The sequence below is a fragment of the Thalassobium sp. R2A62 genome, from assembly GCF_000161835.1.
Lineage (GTDB): Bacteria > Pseudomonadota > Alphaproteobacteria > Rhodobacterales > Rhodobacteraceae > Thalassobium.
The window spans coordinates 1,006,653-1,022,676 of record NZ_GG697169.2; the positions used below are offsets into that span (position 1 = coordinate 1,006,653).

The 16,024-nt window shown below is 52.4% G+C and carries 24 protein-coding genes, 2 tRNA genes and 2 pseudogenes; 20 read left to right on the forward strand and 8 right to left on the reverse strand.

Features of this window, described 5'->3' with window-relative positions; genetic code table 11:
- Positions 1-113 precede the first annotated feature (113 nt).
- Genes TR2A62_RS04900 through TR2A62_RS04910 form a run of 3 tightly spaced genes read left to right on the forward strand, consistent with a single transcriptional unit; the run spans position 114 to position 2,846 of the window.
- On the forward strand, positions 114-1,499 hold the full coding sequence (locus tag TR2A62_RS04900) for a M20/M25/M40 family metallo-hydrolase (protein WP_040820229.1): 1,386 nt from the start codon (positions 114-116) through the stop codon (positions 1,497-1,499).
- A gap of 17 nt (positions 1,500-1,516) precedes the next feature.
- Positions 1,517-1,804, forward strand: coding sequence for a hypothetical protein (locus TR2A62_RS18390; protein WP_009158647.1), 288 nt, complete (start codon positions 1,517-1,519; stop codon positions 1,802-1,804).
- Complete coding sequence (locus TR2A62_RS04910; RefSeq protein ID WP_009158112.1) at positions 1,755-2,846, forward strand: S41 family peptidase; 1,092 nt, start codon at positions 1,755-1,757, stop codon at positions 2,844-2,846. The genes TR2A62_RS18390 and TR2A62_RS04910 overlap by 50 nt, the downstream gene beginning before the upstream one ends.
- Before the next feature lie 8 nt (positions 2,847-2,854).
- On the opposite strand, the gene TR2A62_RS04915 is transcribed toward TR2A62_RS04910, so the two are convergent.
- The 3 genes from TR2A62_RS04915 to TR2A62_RS04925 all read right to left on the reverse strand — a co-directional run bounded on the left by TR2A62_RS04915 (position 2,855) and on the right by TR2A62_RS04925 (position 3,575).
- Positions 2,855-3,253, reverse strand: coding sequence for an ACT domain-containing protein (locus TR2A62_RS04915; RefSeq protein ID WP_009158955.1), 399 nt, complete (start codon positions 3,251-3,253; stop codon positions 2,855-2,857).
- A gap of 118 nt (positions 3,254-3,371) precedes the next feature.
- Positions 3,372-3,448: transfer RNA gene (locus TR2A62_RS04920), tRNA-Asp, on the reverse strand.
- A 50-nt stretch (positions 3,449-3,498) separates the two neighbouring features.
- Positions 3,499-3,575: transfer RNA gene (locus tag TR2A62_RS04925), tRNA-Asp, on the reverse strand.
- A 199-nt stretch (positions 3,576-3,774) separates the two neighbouring features.
- Here TR2A62_RS04925 and TR2A62_RS19010 point away from each other — a divergent pair.
- From TR2A62_RS19010 to TR2A62_RS18400, 16 genes and pseudogenes are all read left to right on the forward strand, one after another.
- Positions 3,775-4,017 (forward strand): polysaccharide deacetylase family protein, encoded by a 243-nt coding sequence (locus TR2A62_RS19010; protein WP_009160475.1) that lies wholly within the window; start codon positions 3,775-3,777, stop codon positions 4,015-4,017.
- 79 nt (positions 4,018-4,096) lie between these two features.
- Positions 4,097-5,477, forward strand: a pseudogene (locus TR2A62_RS04945) (IS3 family transposase).
- A 123-nt stretch (positions 5,478-5,600) separates the two neighbouring features.
- Positions 5,601-5,891: a hypothetical protein gene (locus TR2A62_RS04950; RefSeq protein ID WP_009160675.1), complete on the forward strand. Its 291-nt coding sequence runs from the start codon at positions 5,601-5,603 to the stop codon at positions 5,889-5,891.
- A 14-nt stretch (positions 5,892-5,905) separates the two neighbouring features.
- On the forward strand, positions 5,906-6,100 hold the full coding sequence (locus TR2A62_RS04955) for a hypothetical protein (RefSeq protein ID WP_009157778.1): 195 nt from the start codon (positions 5,906-5,908) through the stop codon (positions 6,098-6,100).
- A 469-nt stretch (positions 6,101-6,569) separates the two neighbouring features.
- The gene (locus TR2A62_RS04960; RefSeq protein WP_223296076.1) at positions 6,570-7,064 is read left to right on the forward strand and encodes a hypothetical protein; all 495 of its coding nucleotides are present in this window, start codon (positions 6,570-6,572) and stop codon (positions 7,062-7,064) included.
- A 231-nt stretch (positions 7,065-7,295) separates the two neighbouring features.
- Positions 7,296-7,568 (forward strand): hypothetical protein, encoded by a 273-nt coding sequence (locus TR2A62_RS04965; protein WP_009159677.1) that lies wholly within the window; start codon positions 7,296-7,298, stop codon positions 7,566-7,568.
- A 287-nt stretch (positions 7,569-7,855) separates the two neighbouring features.
- Positions 7,856-8,311: a hypothetical protein gene (locus TR2A62_RS04975; protein ID WP_040820240.1), complete on the forward strand. Its 456-nt coding sequence runs from the start codon at positions 7,856-7,858 to the stop codon at positions 8,309-8,311.
- 25 nt (positions 8,312-8,336) lie between these two features.
- A complete protein-coding gene (locus TR2A62_RS04980) occupies positions 8,337-8,552 on the forward strand; it encodes a hypothetical protein (RefSeq protein ID WP_009160699.1) in 216 nt (71 codons plus the stop codon).
- 16 nt (positions 8,553-8,568) lie between these two features.
- Entirely contained in the window at positions 8,569-8,709 is a 141-nt protein-coding gene (locus TR2A62_RS18715) for a hypothetical protein (RefSeq protein WP_009157989.1), read from the forward strand.
- A 63-nt stretch (positions 8,710-8,772) separates the two neighbouring features.
- Positions 8,773-9,096 (forward strand): excinuclease ABC subunit C, encoded by a 324-nt coding sequence (locus TR2A62_RS04985; RefSeq protein ID WP_009159048.1) that lies wholly within the window; start codon positions 8,773-8,775, stop codon positions 9,094-9,096.
- Positions 9,097-9,114: 18 nt separating this feature from the next.
- Complete coding sequence (locus TR2A62_RS04990; protein WP_009160229.1) at positions 9,115-9,306, forward strand: hypothetical protein; 192 nt, start codon at positions 9,115-9,117, stop codon at positions 9,304-9,306.
- Between the two features lie 172 nt (positions 9,307-9,478).
- Positions 9,479-9,793: an HK97 gp10 family phage protein gene (locus tag TR2A62_RS04995; RefSeq protein ID WP_009157607.1), complete on the forward strand. Its 315-nt coding sequence runs from the start codon at positions 9,479-9,481 to the stop codon at positions 9,791-9,793.
- Positions 9,790-10,353, forward strand: coding sequence for a numod3 motif family protein (locus TR2A62_RS05000; RefSeq protein WP_009158589.1), 564 nt, complete (start codon positions 9,790-9,792; stop codon positions 10,351-10,353). Before TR2A62_RS04995 ends, TR2A62_RS05000 begins: the two co-directional genes overlap by 4 nt.
- 145 nt (positions 10,354-10,498) lie before the next feature.
- Entirely contained in the window at positions 10,499-10,714 is a 216-nt protein-coding gene (locus tag TR2A62_RS19495) for a TonB family protein (RefSeq protein WP_223296152.1), read from the forward strand.
- A gap of 68 nt (positions 10,715-10,782) precedes the next feature.
- Positions 10,783-11,004 (forward strand): hypothetical protein, encoded by a 222-nt coding sequence (locus TR2A62_RS05005; protein WP_009159402.1) that lies wholly within the window; start codon positions 10,783-10,785, stop codon positions 11,002-11,004.
- Positions 11,001-11,486: a hypothetical protein gene (locus TR2A62_RS18400; protein ID WP_150103454.1), complete on the forward strand. Its 486-nt coding sequence runs from the start codon at positions 11,001-11,003 to the stop codon at positions 11,484-11,486. Before TR2A62_RS05005 ends, TR2A62_RS18400 begins: the two co-directional genes overlap by 4 nt.
- On the opposite strand, the gene TR2A62_RS19015 is transcribed toward TR2A62_RS18400, so the two are convergent.
- The 3 genes and pseudogenes from TR2A62_RS19015 to TR2A62_RS05015 form a co-directional block, all read right to left on the reverse strand.
- Entirely contained in the window at positions 11,433-11,939 is a 507-nt protein-coding gene (locus TR2A62_RS19015; RefSeq protein WP_223296153.1) for a siderophore-interacting protein, read from the reverse strand. The two genes, TR2A62_RS18400 and TR2A62_RS19015, sit on opposite strands and share 54 nt — an antisense overlap.
- 15 nt (positions 11,940-11,954) lie before the next feature.
- A pseudogene (locus tag TR2A62_RS19020) lies at positions 11,955-12,284 on the reverse strand (siderophore-interacting protein); the annotation flags it as partial.
- Between the two features lie 5 nt (positions 12,285-12,289).
- Positions 12,290-12,799, reverse strand: coding sequence for a hypothetical protein (locus tag TR2A62_RS05015; RefSeq protein ID WP_150103455.1), 510 nt, complete (start codon positions 12,797-12,799; stop codon positions 12,290-12,292).
- A gap of 185 nt (positions 12,800-12,984) precedes the next feature.
- Here TR2A62_RS05015 and TR2A62_RS05020 point away from each other — a divergent pair, with 185 nt between their 5' ends.
- Complete coding sequence (locus TR2A62_RS05020) at positions 12,985-13,995, forward strand: YeiH family protein (RefSeq protein ID WP_223296077.1); 1,011 nt, start codon at positions 12,985-12,987, stop codon at positions 13,993-13,995.
- Between the two features lie 649 nt (positions 13,996-14,644).
- On the opposite strand, the gene TR2A62_RS05025 is transcribed toward TR2A62_RS05020, so the two are convergent.
- Positions 14,645-15,820: a site-specific integrase gene (locus TR2A62_RS05025; protein ID WP_009159016.1), complete on the reverse strand. Its 1,176-nt coding sequence runs from the start codon at positions 15,818-15,820 to the stop codon at positions 14,645-14,647.
- 3 nt (positions 15,821-15,823) lie between these two features.
- The gene (locus TR2A62_RS19350; protein WP_009159688.1) at positions 15,824-15,946 is read right to left on the reverse strand and encodes a hypothetical protein; all 123 of its coding nucleotides are present in this window, start codon (positions 15,944-15,946) and stop codon (positions 15,824-15,826) included.
- Positions 15,947-16,024: the final 78 nt, after the last annotated feature.

The window sequence follows — 16,024 nt, forward strand, 5'->3', positions numbered from 1 at the left end:
ATACGCTACAATTTGACGCTTGTCGATATTTGTCCTGCATACCAACGACTGCCATTGACGCCCCGCACAAACCTGCCACTCTGAAATCGACAATTTCCAAAGAGGTGCACCCGATGTCCGACCCAATTCTTGATCCCGTTCTTGACTATATCGATGCCACGCTGGACACATCGACTGACCGGCTGATGGACCTCTTGCGGATCAAGTCGATTTCGACCGATCCCGCCTACGCAGACGAATGTGACAAGGCCGCAGATTGGCTGGTCGCAGATTTGGCCAGCATCGGGTTCGAGGCCAGCAAACGCGACACCCCCGGTCATCCGATGGTGATGGCCCATGCCCCAGACGGCACCGGCACGCACGTCATGTTTTACGGGCATTACGACGTCCAGCCCGTTGATCCGCTGGAACTGTGGGATCGTGATCCGTTTGATCCAAAGGTCGAAGACACCCCCAAAGGCAAAGTCCTGCGGGGACGTGGAACATCAGATGACAAAGGCCAGTTGATGACGTTTGTCGAGGCATGCCGCGCGTGGAAAGCGGTGCACGGCACCCTTCCCGGCAATGTGTCGATCTTTTTCGAAGGCGAAGAAGAAAGCGGCTCGCCCAGCCTAGTCCCGTTTATGAAGGACAACGCGCTCGAGCTGACGGCTGATGTCGCACTGATTTGTGACACGGGGCTCTATGGCGACAGCACGCCTGCGATCATCACCCAGCTTCGCGGATTGCTGGGCGAAGAAGTCACCATCACGGGGGCAGACAAAGATCTGCATTCCGGCATGTATGGCGGCATCGCGATGAACCCTGCCCGCGTATTGGCTAAAATCATCGCAAGTTTGCATGACGACACAGGCGCCATCACCGTTCCGGGGTTCTACGATGGTGTGCCAGAGCTGTCGAATGAACTGGCGGCCAGCTGGGACGATCTGAAATTCGATCACGAACATTTCCTAGGTGAGGTTGGACTGTCAAAGCCTGCTGGCGAACAGGGTCGCCGACCGCTTGACATGATCTGGTCGCGCCCCACCTGCGAGGTCAACGGAATGATCTCGGGGTACACTGGCGACGGGTTCAAAACAGTTCTGCCGTCCAAAGCCAGCGCCAAAATCAGCTTCCGCCTTGTAGGGACCCAAGACCCGCTCGTGATCCGCGCAGCGTTCCGCGAAATGGTCTCGGCCATGGTGCCATCGGACTGCACGGTCGAATTTAGCGATCACGGCGCATCCCAAGCGGGACAAATGACAACCACCCACCCTGCGTTCGCCCAAGCGAAAAAGGCATTGTCTAACGAATGGCCAAACGCAGCGGCCTATGTCGGCTGTGGCGGATCGATCCCGATCGCGGGACATTTCAAGCACATTTTGGATATGGACGCGATGCTGATAGGTTTTGGCAAGGATGACGACCAAATTCACAGCCCCAACGAGAAATACGACCTGAGTAGTTTTCACAAAGGCATTCGCAGCTGGGCACGGATTTTGCACGAACTGGCGGAGTAATCACAGGGGACACCACGATGAAACGATTGATCGAATGGATCGCTGGTCTGATTGGAGTGGCGGCCGCGGCCTTTGCCATCTCGTGGACCCTTTACATGCCCAACAAAGACGAGCGTGGCGTTTGGTTGGACGAGGCAAGTGGCGTCATCATCGATCTCAACAGGTGGCGTGCCAACCTCTATCACCAGTCCGACGTGGCCTGCCTCTATGACATGTCTTTTCCGGCTCACATGGGGTTGGTCAAAGCGGCCGAAGGTGCGTGGATCAAGCGCCAAGGGGGGCGAACTCTATCTTTGGCTCGATAGTTCATTAGAACCAACAACTTATACCAATACTAGCACCCTACCCGAGGCCTGTTTTGCTGAACCAGATGCCTCGCCCAATGGTGTGTTTATGGCGATGTGGGCCGCGATGGACGAAAACTATGCGTTCTTTGACTTGCATGGTGTTGATTGGGATGCACGCCGTTCTTTGGCGCCTGAGGTTGGTCAAAACATGACGGACCAAGAGCTGTTTGATGTGTTTGTCGCGGCGCTAGAGGGTTTGGATGACGGGCATGTTCAGCTGATCGCAGACCCGATTGGATACCATTCCCCCAGCGTGGCCCCTGCATGGACGGTTGGTCGCGATTTCAGCAGGGACGGTCTAAATCAAACGGCCCGAGATGCGATAGGGACACCGCTCACCACTTTTGAAAACGCCGATCTCGAATACGGGCTGCGCGACGACGGGATTGGCTATGTCTTGATCACTGGAATATCGACTGATCCTAGCTTTGGCGAAATGGACAGTACCTTGTCCCGCGAAGTCTTTGCCCAAATTGCCCGCGATCTCGCTGGTGCACGCGGGATCATCGTTGACGTGCGCTATAACCCGGGCGGCAACGACGGCACGGCCTTTGTCTATGCGGGCCACTTTACCCATACGGCGCGCGAGGTCCTGAGCAAGCGCGCCCGCGATGGTGACGGGTGGACACCGTGGTTTAACGCGACTCTGACACCTGCCCCGTCGGAAGTGTATCTCGGCCAGCCCGTCGTCTTGCTGACCTCGCGGCTGACCGGTTCGGGCGCTGAGATATTCACCATGGCGATGCGCGATCTCCCACAGGTTACTGTGATGGGCGAAAACACCGGCGGCGGGCTAAGCGATATTTTAGGGGTATCCCTGCCGAACGGCTGGAAGTTTGGATTGTCGAACCAAGAATATGCCACATCAGACGGATCAATCTACGAAGCGACGGGCATTCCACCCGAAATAGTGATAACCATCGACCCAGACGCCTTGGCACGGGGGGAAGACCCTGTTTTGCAGGCCGCGATTTCTAAGCTATTGAATTCAGGTAACTAAGCAGCGCCTTACGCGCTCTGCGCCATCTCGGCCAGCACACCGAGCGCGTCATGCTCGCGCCCGTCGGGGACAAAGAGATGATCGTGATAAAAGCCCGAGACAGGGTTCACGCCCATCTCGTGTTTGGCCAGTTCCGTTGCGATGCGCGCCATAAAGGCGACTGCCTCGAGCGAGGAGTGGATATTGAGCGTGATGATCCGGCAGGGAAGCTCATAAGCCATCCCAAGCGCGTCTGCTTGGCTCTTGAGCAGGATATAGGTCGTGCCTTCCGCCTCTTGAAACATCATGCGCGGCGTGATGCTCAGCGGCGGGGCTGTCGCAGGCACGGTGGCAAAGGCATAGAGACCGTCGACCAGAACCGCCGACATCGACGCAATAAATGTGTTGAGATGTGTCTCACCTGACATTTATTGTGGCCTTCCTGCTCTGCCCTACGCAGTATGAAAGGCGCATGATGCACTGTCGAGGTCAAAGCCGATCTCTTGCCCGTATGAATAGGCAACCTATCGAATAAAGAGGGGAAAGTGGCGCGGTTGACGGGACTCGAACCCGCGACCCCCGGCGTGACAGGCCGGTACTCTAACCAACTGAGCTACAACCGCGCACTTGGGCTCTCAACCCGTGGTTCTCGCGCCGAACAGGCGGGCAATGGTGGCGCGGTTGACGGGACTCGAACCCGCGACCCCCGGCGTGACAGGCCGGTACTCTAACCAACTGAGCTACAACCGCCCATTGCCTCTTTGACAGTCACCCATCAAAGCGTTGGCATCTCTTATGGCGCGGCCCTTTTGGCGTCAAGCGCTCTCTGCGGAAAATTCGAAATTGCAGTCCAGTTTCTTGGGGGTGTGTGGGTGACGGGTGCAAAAACCTTGCGCATGGGCCCTGTTTTGCCGCAGGTTGCGGGTCTGCTGCACCCTGGGGAGGGTTTATGAGTATCACACGTCTGGGTCTGTTGACCCATGTGGGCGCTGTTGCCGCCGTAGGGGTTGCCACGCCTACCTTTGCCAAGCCGTTGATCGCGTTGCCTGATGATCTCGCCCTGCATGACGCAGCCACCACCACCGCCATTCGCACCTCCAGCGCTGTCGTTGCTCTGACCTTTGACGATGGACCGCATCCACACCACACGCCGCGCCTGTTGCAAATGCTGCGCGAACGCGGCAGTGTCTGACGTCAGCGCCTATGGGTCCAAATAGGGTCATTTGCTAAGAGAGGGTTTGTTGCACATCGTAACCACCGAGGAGTGGACGATGAGAAAGACAACGAAGAGCCCTGGCGAGAAGATCGTCAAAGACATCAAGCGCGCCGACCACTGCCCGGCAGTCGAAACGCTGTTTCGATGAGAGGGGCGCAAACACTATTCATCTGAAGAGAAGATCAGGATCGTGTTGGATGGGCTGCGTGGCGAGGACAGCATTGCTGAGCTCTGCCGTCGTGAGAGCATATCGCAGGGCATCTACTACAAGTGGTCGAAGGACTTCATGGAAGCCGGGAAGAAGCGTCTGGCTGGGGACACCGCGCGCGCCGCAAACAGTGACGAAGTAAGGGAACTGCGGCGTGAAGCGAAGGATCTCAAGGAAGTTGTCGCGGAACAGACGCTTGAACTGCGTCTTCTCAAAAAAGCATGACAGGCGATGGGGGCGGCCTCGAATGAGATACCCTGCATCTGAGAAGCTAGAGATCATCAGGCTGGTCGAAGGTTCGCATATGTCGGCGCGTCTGACACTGGCCAAGCTCGGCATTCCCCGCACCACATTCTACCGCTGGTATAATCGGTATCTGCAGCGTGGTGAAGCTGGATTGCAGGACCAATCTCCTAAGCCAAGGCACGTCTGGAACCGCATTCCCGACGCAGTGCGCCGCAAGGTGATCAAACTGGCGTTGAAGGAGACGGAATTGTCACCGCGAGAACTGGCGGTGACCTTCACTGACAAGGAAAGTTACTTTGTATCAGAGGCTTCGACGTATCGGATCCTCAAGGCACATGATCTGATCACCAGCCCAGCTTTCATTGTCATCAAAGCGGTCAGCGAGTTCAAAGACAAAACCACAGCGGTCAATCAGCTCTGGCAGACAGACTTTACCTACATCAAAGTTCTGGGATGGGGCTGGTTCTATCTCAGTACGGTCCTTGACGATTACAGCCGCTATATCGTCTCCTGGAAGCTCTGCACAAACATGCGGGCTGAAGACGTGACGGACACGCTGGACTTGGCTTTGGAAGCATCCGGTTGCGATCAGGTTCACGTCGTCCACAAACCACGTTTACTTAGTGACAACGGGTCCAGCTACGTCTCTGGTGAACTGGCGGAATGGTTGCAAGACAAAGGCATGAAGCACTCTCGCGGGGCACCGTATCATCCACAGACCCAAGGCAAGATTGAACGCTGGCATCAAACCTTGAAGAACCGCATCCTGTTGGAAAACTACTTCCTGCCGGGCGATCTCGAAGCCCAGATAGAAGCCTTCGTCGATCATTACAATCACCAGCGCTATCACGAGAGCATCAACAACGTCACACCCGCCGACGTCTATTTTGGGCGAGATAAAGCCATTCTAAAGCAACGAGAAAGGATCAAACGAAAGACACTCGAAGCGCGACGCTTGCATCACCGCCAGCACGCCGCATAATCAAACCAACAAGATGAGCCAAACTCTCTCTTAGTTTAAGCCGCCATTGGTCCCAAAAAACCTGACGACGGACAACCCTGCCAAAGCCCTCCCCAAAACCTGATCAAACGGAGGGTCCAGCAGATGAGACCATTTGAGCGCAAGGTCACTTCCACCACGATAGCAGCGCTAGAACGAGTTGGCTTCGACGTAGCGACTGAAATCAAAGCACACCTTGTCGATACCGACGCTCGGATTGTTGCTGAACAAGCCAAAAACAAACCCTCAAAAGTGATCCTTGAGAGCCTTCTCAAAGAGCGTGAACAGATGCTTCTCGCCATCGTCCCGTACCAATTCCAGAAACCAGAAAAAGAAGTGGTTGTGGAAGAGGAAGACACCTCGGGGATCACACGAGCAATCAAGCTGACATTCTAACCCAAGGACATACTATGAAAACTGACAAAGGCGCACCTACGCGCAAACAAATCGAGAATATCAAAACCAAACTCGCAAAGTCTGCTCAACTTCGGGCCGCGAAAAAGATCGCGTTAGGTGAACTCTCAAAAGAACGCAAAGAGCGCCGCAAGCTGGCCAAACAACAGCACATTCTGAAGCTGAATAAGCAAGCTTCGAAGAAGAAATAAACAAGTTCTCCCAGCATCCCTTCAGGGGGTGTTGTGGGGGCCTGTGTATTCCTACATGATCCAACCACGAGTTCCTGTGACTACTTCCACAGTTGAGCTTGCAACTCTTCCCCCGACATCCACCAAGACCTTTTTTTATCGTTGACGGACGATCTGCTTGGGCATGTTGGGGGGAGCTTTTCTCGGACAGTTTTGCCAAGAGATCACCGGATCACTTTGCAGAGGTGTTTGCGAACATACTCTCGCAGACCAGCTTGAGACCTCTTCTGAGGGAAAGAGTTGAGAGATTTTCCCTGATTGGAAGCCTCAGCTGTCTGCATCTCTCACTACTTTACACAAAAATAAGGAATTACCTCCAATGACAAACCTACATCACCTTTGCGCAGTAGAACTCGCAACCTCGGAGGACGAACACATCCAGATAAGCACTCACAACTTGAACACTCAGCGGTTTCTCCGCGCAAAACGGATGAACAACCTCTTGGCCTTGGAGCTAGGGCTACTTTGCGCTGTCTCCGACATTACGCAAGAAGACGCTCTCAAGCTCACCTGTCAGGCCGTTGTAAAGCGTCTGCTAGACCGCACCCCTGTCGATGACCTCCGGAGCTTCCTCGGCACGGTCTACAACGATTACACCGAGTGCGACTACCCACACCAGCACCTTGGACGTGGTGAACTGGACCGATCGTATCCGAGTTTCGGACTGGAAAAGATAGCAACAGACGAACAGATGATCGTGATGAACATCCTTGGCAAGATCATACAAGACGACGACGATGTAGCACCGTTCTTCCTGCTCCTCAGCGAAGCCCTAACAGGCTACATGATGCTGACCCTTCCACGAGACTTCGCGACCCTGTCCCTCGATCTGGGCATTCCAGAAGAAAAACCGAAGGAAGATAACGTGATTGCGTTTGGCAAGCCTTCCGTAGACAGCACCTTCGACCCCTTCGAAGCCTGTTAAAACCATCCCACTGATGAGCTTGTGAAATCCAAGCGAAACACCCTTGGCTAATCCCTTTGGTGTCTGGGAGATATTCTCACTCTCACGTTTAGTAAGACCGAGGGACTACCTCAAACCTCATCCCCTAACGGGGGTGGGGTATCTAGACGTAATTTCTGGGGTGCCTACTAGCCTAGTTGCCTAGTTCACCCTCCAAAACAAACCCATTGAAAAACAAATGAAAGACTTAAAATGAACATTCAAATCACTCGTATCACCCCCACCAAGTACTCGTTCAAAGCTGACAGTTTCGAGTTCTTCGCTGAAGCAAACGCCAACAGTGGCGCGTGGATCCTTCCCTCATACACCCAAGACCAGTTTGGCGTGATGAACGACAATCGCGCTCGGCTTGCCCACGGTCAGGTCGTGCAGTTCCTGAAGAAGAACCCCCTGTACCTCAAAACAAATAAAATCGATGCCTCGACCAACAAACGCATCTTCAATCAAAACCCAGCATTCAAATAATAATCCCATTAAAACAATACTTTACAACATAAAGCTAAAGCAAAATTTAAAGAAAGAATCGAAAATGACTGTAACCAAAAACCTTTTCGCACTCGTAGCCATCTTTTTGACAGCACCAACCCTATGGGTCGCTCTGACCGTCCCTGCCTTCGTCGCCCCAACATACCTGATGCTCTCCTTTTTCGGGATCGCGGTCATGTGTGTTGCCTCGTGGAGCCTGTCCAACCAGAACAAGTTTTGGCTGTCCTGCTGTGCAGTTGGCTGGATGACCCTCGTGGCGGTGGCAAATGGGCTATAAGCAGAGCCTCGCAGACTATAAGTCACGAATCAGACTTCCAGATGGTTCTTACAAGGGTGTCCTCAAGGAACCCGAAGCTGAAATCTGGGGTCTACTGGACGAGAACACAGGCAAACAAGTCGGCTGGTTCACCAGTGAAGACGCTGTCCTGCACCACGGCCACGCGTATGGCCTGAACCTGCTCCAGAGTGCCACAGAGAACGCCTCTGAGAGCCTACCGATAGCACCCCCCACCCAGCAACCAGAGGAGACACCAGAGATGTCCTATGAGGAGTACTGCAAGCACTTTGAGAACTTCAAGAACAAGTCAGGGTATCGCTTCATCACAGACCAATCCGAAAGCACAGGCTGGGTGATCCTCAAGGAAGGGCGCTCAGAGTACGGGCGCTATGGTAGTGTCGAAGACGCTCTCCGAGAAGCCTACGGCGCAGGTCTCAACCTGTAAAACAACAACAGAAACGGAAAATGAAATGACAATCGAAAAGATGAACTCCGAAGCGGAGAACACGATGCAACGACAGCTGGCCTATTTTAAAAGCTGTGCTCAACTCAACCTCAACTATGCAAGTAGCCAACAACTCAAGGGGCTAATCACAGAGGGTGAGATGGAGACCATCCTAAGAATGAACAAGGAGATGCTGAAAGTGATTTCCGACATCAAAGCCGACTATGTTCCCGAAGCTTAGCCCAGACTGGTCAGCAATGACTGACAAGGAATTCGCCAAAGCCATTGCGCAACGCCACAAAGAACAGCGTGACCTGATGACAAAGCCAATCTCCGAAATGAACAACGACGAAATGCTCTCTGCGATCAAGGCGGGATGGTTCGACAAGAAACAATAAACAAGACAACTGACATCACAGGTCGCCAGATCGATCTGAGGTTGCTTCCCTCCGAGGCAACTAATGACAATCACTCCACAAGCCCCTCTGACACCCTCAGAGTTGGCTCTGCATAACCGCTTCCCTCAATACAGCCAGACAACCAAATACTACGTCTATCGCCACAACGACTTCGATGGTCGCTGTCTCTATGTCGGCAAAGGTTGTGGGAAACGAGCTTGGCACGTCACAAAAAGAGACCCTGCACACAAGGCTTGGATCGAAACCTGCAAGCACGACTACGTAGAAGTCATCGATGACTGCCTGACTGAGCTTCAGGCGTTCCGCTTAGAGAACCAACTGCTTCGGGAAGAAGCGCCAAGGTTCAACAAAATACAAAATCATTAAAATTGGAAAGAAAATAGAATGAACAAATTAAATTACATCTCCTACGCCATCTTCGCAGTGCTGTTCCAAGCCTCGGCGATTGTTGTTGCCATCTACTGCGCACTGAGCGGTGACTACGGCGTGGGCTTCGTGTCCTTCCTCATAGTCGGGGGTTTCGGTCATCTGTTCTGGAAACGCGCTGCCAAGTACAAAGACCACTCCCAACAATAATCACACCAATTTCCACACGGTTTTTCCGTAGTAGTCCTTCCGTGTGGACCTCGAAGAGTAGTGCAACATGCTCTTCCCTGACCCTTTCCCTAAACCAGTTCTAATCCTTTCTGGCTCTGGGTGGGGGTCTCCTTATTTCCAGCAATAACAATAGAATAGAAAGAAAAATGAAATGAAAATCACAGCAAGAATTAACCCAAAAGACATCCAAGGTCTGACGGACGAAATCAAACAGGACTTCACCGATCAGCTGAACAAACTTGCACGGGATGTGTACCGTGAAATCAAACTCCAAACCCCTGTACGCACGGGCGAACTCCAGAGGAACTGGACCTTGGCTGGGGTGTTCAGAGAGCTAGAGGGCGATGTCTCGATCTTCAATCACACCCACTACGTCAATTACGTGAACTACGGCACGACCACGCAAGCTGGTCAGTATTTCGTCGAGCAAGCCACAATGCGGGTACTCGGGACAGTCCCGAAATGACGTACACAGTCTACGCCCTGTACTATGAGGGTGCTGATCGAGAGACAGCCTGTGCAAAGGGCTTCGTTGGGTCCACCAGCCAACCCCTGAAGAGGTGCCTGAACGACCACACCAAGTGGATTGCCTCAGACCGCCACACGAACAAGAACCTCCAAGCAACAGCGGGTCAACGTCTGGAGATGTATGTTGTGGATGCAGGTCTAGACCTTAAACAGTGCAACACCCTGCTAAAGTCCCTGAGACCGTCATCCAAGCTGGGCTGGAACATCACCTCGGCATCCCGAGACACCACTGACAGGCATACGGGCAGTAAGCGCCCCAAGGAGACGAAAGAAAAGCTCTCCAAGGCAATGTCAGCAAACCGTGTTGGGCATACCCACTCGGACGAGACCAAGGAAGCAATCCGCAGGGGCAAGCTGGCGTACTTCCGTCCAGCAACGGTCTACGACTATGCGACCAAGCAACCTGTAGCGGTCGGTGTATCGCTGTCCGAATGGTGTCGTGAGAACGGCCACACCAAAAGACTTGGATTAATAGTTGACAGTTTTAATAAGGTTTAATAGCAATCGCCGAAAAGATGCAATCCTAAATTTGGATGTGCTCCAGTTTTAAACAGTCGCCAGCCCTTCCTTGCTAGCACCGACACTGCCGGTACGAAGGAAATAAACATGGCAAAACTCTCAATAAATTCTGCGTTACGGTGCACTGCAAGCGGTACACGACGCGCCTCAGGGGGGGGGCGCGGTAATTGAAGTGCGCATTGCGAGAGACGGAAGCGCAGCCGCAATTCGGGTGCAACGGGCATCTGGAACCGCCGAGTTTGATCAATTCGCACTTAATGCAGTCCGCAGCGTTGCAAGCTTTCCGCCGCCGCCGAGCGGTGCACCAACCCCGTTCCGAGCGGAGATTACGGGACGCTAACAACCAACAAGGCACAAAACCCAGCACACCAAAGTTAGGACGTTGCCCAAAACGTGGAAGATCATAAAATGTCACAATTCCTGAGAAATCTCATGCATATGGACGAACTGGCGCAAAAGTACGGCATTGGGCTCAATCCGACGTTAAAGGAAGCGATCCGTGCTGATGTCTCTTTCCCTTCGAAAGCGGCCACACCCCAGTTGACCAAACCGTTACCCGATCACGCCCTTCCAGAGAACGCGACCCGTCTGCCTGTGCCCGACAATCAAAGCGGCCGGAGACGTGTATGAAACCCGAACAAATCTCTCCATTAAGCGAGATGCCCTTTGACGAATTTGAGCGTGGGTGCCTCATCATTCTGAGGTATTTTTTTGATACATACCGGTCGCCAAAACGCCAGCTTTGGCGAAATGGGTATGCGGTCGCTGCGGAAAGGTGGGGAGAAGCGATTGGTTTAAGAGCAGCGCATGGCCTCCAGAAAGTCGCACATTCAATCAAACGTTGTTGTAGGGACGATTTTGACTTTTTGCCCCCACTAGATGTGTCCAGCAAAGAGATCATCACGCTGGATGAAGAAGCAGCGGTTGAAATGATCCACTTAATGAGACGCGACCAAACAGCGCTTGCCCGTAACGCAGTCGATGATTTGACGCGTGGGCGTATGGATCCGGATATTATTCGAGATGCTCTCGCATTTGCGGCAAGTTTTCCAGTTGGGTCATCTACCAAACCAAATCGCCGAGATGGTCCGCGTCTTCATGTAGTCGCGTAGGATTGAAAATCGCCTCTTAGGTGAAGCGTCATCAGCTTCAGCGCGCTTCATTTTCTGGTGTTCATCTTCTACCAGCCCAACTTTCCAATAGCCCGAGATATAGGAGTCAGCCGTCAGGGTTTCCCGCTCGACGCTGATGTAAGCACGTAACTGTTTTATCATACCTCTTTCACCAGCGATGCAGGTCTGAACCGTTCCTTGGGCCCAAGGTCGCTTCAAGATGGCCTCGACAATCCGATCTCCAGGCGTCTCTTGTGGCGTCACCACCATCCAATGTTGGCGGATGCCTTTCGGTGCGCGAATGTACTGTTGGTCCTGTCGGTCCAATATCTCGAAATACGCATCCCCTTCCGCGTGTTCCGGCATCGCTTCAAGCGAAGCTGCAACAAGTGGGATCGCCGACATATCTGCTGCTAACAAGTAATCATCCGCATAATAGCATTTCAATTTCACGGGTCCGGGACCACCGAAACCACAAAACGCGCCCGGTTTTGCAGCTCGTGCCCAAGCGGATGCAGGCCCATGATCACCATGATCCACAAAGTCGATATCAAGCTCACCTGACTCGGCGCGAATATGCCGGACGGTATAGGTGCGCACCGTCGGCCGTGGTCCGTCGCTCAATTGCTACTCAAAAGCCTCTCGGGATTGACCGCGATCAGGCAGATAGATCTTACAGTTGGCCCCTTCACACCGACCTTTCTTCGCTTTGATGTCTTCGCCCAGAAGGGTCACACGGATCATGTTAGGCGTAAGATGCCATGCTTTGGAAACTGTCAGAAGTGTCGGGGTTGGCATGCTCACTAGGCTTTTGCTCTTTCTTGATCAGGCGTACTGGTTGAAATTCCAAACGCCTGGTTTTCAGTGATCAAAACAGCGAGTCGCCCCATACAGTCAAGAAATTGCTGATCATCTGCGCCCTGACACAGAAGCATCGCATTCATCTTTGCACCTGAACGGTTTCGTTGACGGATGTCATGAAGCGCGCTGACAAAGTACCGCTCTTCATTCGTGATAAATTCTTGGCACGTCGGACACTTTGGATCACGATAACTAAATCCAGCGCTGCGCGCACTTCGCATCGAATTTACGGCCATCAGTACCGCGTTGCCAATCGTGGCACCATAAGGCATCCCAAACCGTTGTTCCGCGCTGTAAAACGCATTCACCCAAGCTTGGCTTTCCGGCTTGTGAAAGGACAAAAAATACATCCGTGCCATTTGAAGAACGTCACGTTCAATTTGATCGAACGGTGTTTGATCAAGATGCATGCAGCCATCTGACGGATCGTGAGAATGGGAATGATTTGTCATCTGTAGCCTCGCGTCTGTTTGCTTCAAATATTCCGAGCATATCGCTCAGAATCCTGGCTAAGCAGCAAGCTACACTGGCGCGGCCCTTATTTCTGACAATATTTGTCAGAAAAGTCAATTCAACTCTTGTGTACGCGCAGCTTTTGCCTCATCGACGATGAGCGATGACAATGTTTGGGGACAAAATGCAGACAATTTCAGCTTTGCCTGAAACCGCAAGATCGCTGTTTCCCGGCTTTTTGATCTCCGCTCTCATCGCCCTTGCTGCACAGTTTATTTCTGACCACTACGGCGCACCTGCGATGCTGATGGCCCTACTTTTTGGCATTGCTTTAAACTTTTTGTCCTCAGACCAAAAATGCCAAGCTGGTATCGCTTTTTCTGCCAGAACAATCTTGCGATGTGGTGTTGCCCTATTGGGGATGCGGATCAGTTTTGAAATGGCCACATCTCTTGGCTGGTCTATTGTTGCCATTGTGATCGGCGGAGTTGTCGCGACAATTCTGTTTGGTATGTCAGTGGCGCGCTTCTTTGGATACGGACCACGGTTTGCGTTCCTTTCTGCCGGCGCTGTCGCGATCTGTGGTGCTTCAGCCGCAATGGCCATCGCCGCAATTCTACCCAAAGACGAACGATCAGAGGAAAGGCTGGTTTTCACAGTTGTTGGTGTCACTATCCTCTCGACGATGGCGATGATCCTTTACCCAATCCTAGCGGATATGTTGGGATATGGCGCGCAGTTTGCGGGCGTTTTCATTGGCGCAACCATCCACGACGTAGCGCAAGTGGTGGGGGCTGGTTTCTCGATCTCTGAAGAGGTTGGCGATGTTTCCACTGTAGTAAAGTTGATCAGGGTGGCCATGCTCGCCCCGGTTATTCTGGTCGCGTCAATCGTCATTCGACAAGTAACCAGCGCCGCGCAATCAGACATGAAACGGCCACCCCTTATACCCGGATTTGTCTTGGCATTTGTAGTCCTTGTCATCATCAACTCCATCGGCGTGTTTCCACAAGCGCTGACAGCGGTCGCAGCGGAATTATCCAGATGGGCTCTGCTGACGGCTATCGCAGCGGTGGGTATGAAGACCGCGTTGAATGAGGTGATCAACGTCGGTGTTCCTGCAATTTTCTTACTTGTTTTGGACACCGCATTTCTTGGCGTGCTGACGGTTTTGGCACTGTATTGGCTGGGCTAACATTTTCAACGAAGGAGTGGTCGGATCTAACCTGTCTTAAGTTGAAAAAAATTTAATCCGGTTGGACGTAGCCGGTTCCTTGGGTGGCTGTCAGATATGGATAGCAAATGGCCGATCGATCATCATCGTACTGGCGACCGGTCTCCCAATTCACCAGGTATGGTTAGGTATCGATCCGCTCGGAGATGTTCAAAGCGTCTTATAAGTGGCGATACGAATCCGTGCTTAAGCGGAGGTTGGTTTTTCCGAGTGAAAACAGGTTTCCCTAATGGGTTCTCCTGATTGAAACGACCCGTGATGATGCAAGTGTTCCCGCCGAAGAGATGCTCAAAGTGCCGATTTATGAACGTTTGCTGTTCATTGTAGTAATTTCGAGTAGCAATAACGGTACCCATAAAATTTCCGTCGGGATAAGAATATATAATCTGTCTGAGTTAAATACCGAAGCAGATGATCGCTGACTTTTGTCCTGATCCAAATGTGACTGAAATGGATTGAGAACGTGGGGCAGCTTTGTTGCACAAATCGGGTCGTGGACAGCTTTCCCCTCTCCCTGGACGGATTTAGCCTATTGGTGCTGTAACAGGCTATGCCAAGCACGGTACAGTGATTGAGCGCGACGATGCGGGTACTCGGGTACTTCGAGTACTTACCAAGCCTTTTCCATAGCCTGTCTCAGTACATCCAGAGTATAACCAGAGCCATAACGCGAAGCGACAGACCCGTCAGAGTGACCTAAAATCGCCTTACCAAGTTCTTCTGGGCAACCAGAGTTACGCAACGCATCCTTCATGGAGTGACGCAAGCTGTGGATGGATTTCTTGGGGTCTTTGACGACCTTCCGCAGACGCTTCATCAACATCTGAGACGCACTGTCAGCACCGCGAGGACGAGCATAACGAGTGAAGATAGCCTCATCCGCTTCCTTGCCCTGACGCAATACCTGAAGTGCCTCCAAAGCCTTGTCAGACAGTGGGATTGTACGCTCTGAAGAAGCAGTCTTGAGGCTTCCACGGAAAGAGTTAAGGCGGATCGCCACAGACTTGTTCTGGAGATCAACATCCTCAACAGCCAGATAGACGATCTCGCTTAGACGAGCGCCAGTGTCCCGCAAGGTAGTCCACAGGGCAGCGACATCATCTGGAGCTTCAAAAGTATTGTTAAGTTCGTAGATATCGTCTTTGGACAACGGTAGGCGGTCATCCTTGGTAGCACCCCTGCCCTTGATAATGACACCTTGGAAGGGGTTCGCCACGCTCAAGTCATCTTCTCTGATACAGAAGTTCATAGCGGCCTGTGCTTGGCTGATAACTCTCACAACACTGTTTGGCTTGAGACCTGTTCCAAAGAGGTAATCACGAACAGCATTCACATCCTTACGGGTGATTTTAGCTACATCTGCATCGTTTACCGCAGTTGTGCCTAAAACCTCCTCGCAAGCCCTCTTGGTGCGCTTAATCAGATTAAACAGCAGTCTATCTTTGTCGGCATCACCTGTAGACTTATACTCACGGTATCTGTCCAATACCCCTGCAAGAGTGACCTCAACTAGAGGTACAGACGCACCATAGATACGCGCTGACACTTCCTCTGACACGGTACCCTCTACTTTGGCTGAGATGTCCATCAAGGCGAACTCTAGGTTATCATCAACATCGCCACGAGCAAGCTGAAGCATAGCATCCTCACCAAGTTCAGCTTTGACAACTTCCAGAACAGTTTCACGGACAGGGGCCTCATTCCGATACGCTGAGACAAAGCCGTCAAACTCCAGCAAGGCTGCTGAGTAAGCACGCATCGCATCTTTGTAATCTTTGCCCAGCACCTTTTAGAAGAACACCTTGCCAGAGACTTCGCGAATACCCTTCGGGACATTGCGCTTGAAGCGAAACACACCAAAGGAAGTCCTGAACACGTACTTTGGCAACTTATCTTGGCTCTTGCTGGACATCTTTCGGCTCCCTTTTCTGACCTTAAGGGTACTATGGGAACACTTCCACCGAGGAGTTTGTCAGTTTTTGACGAAGCT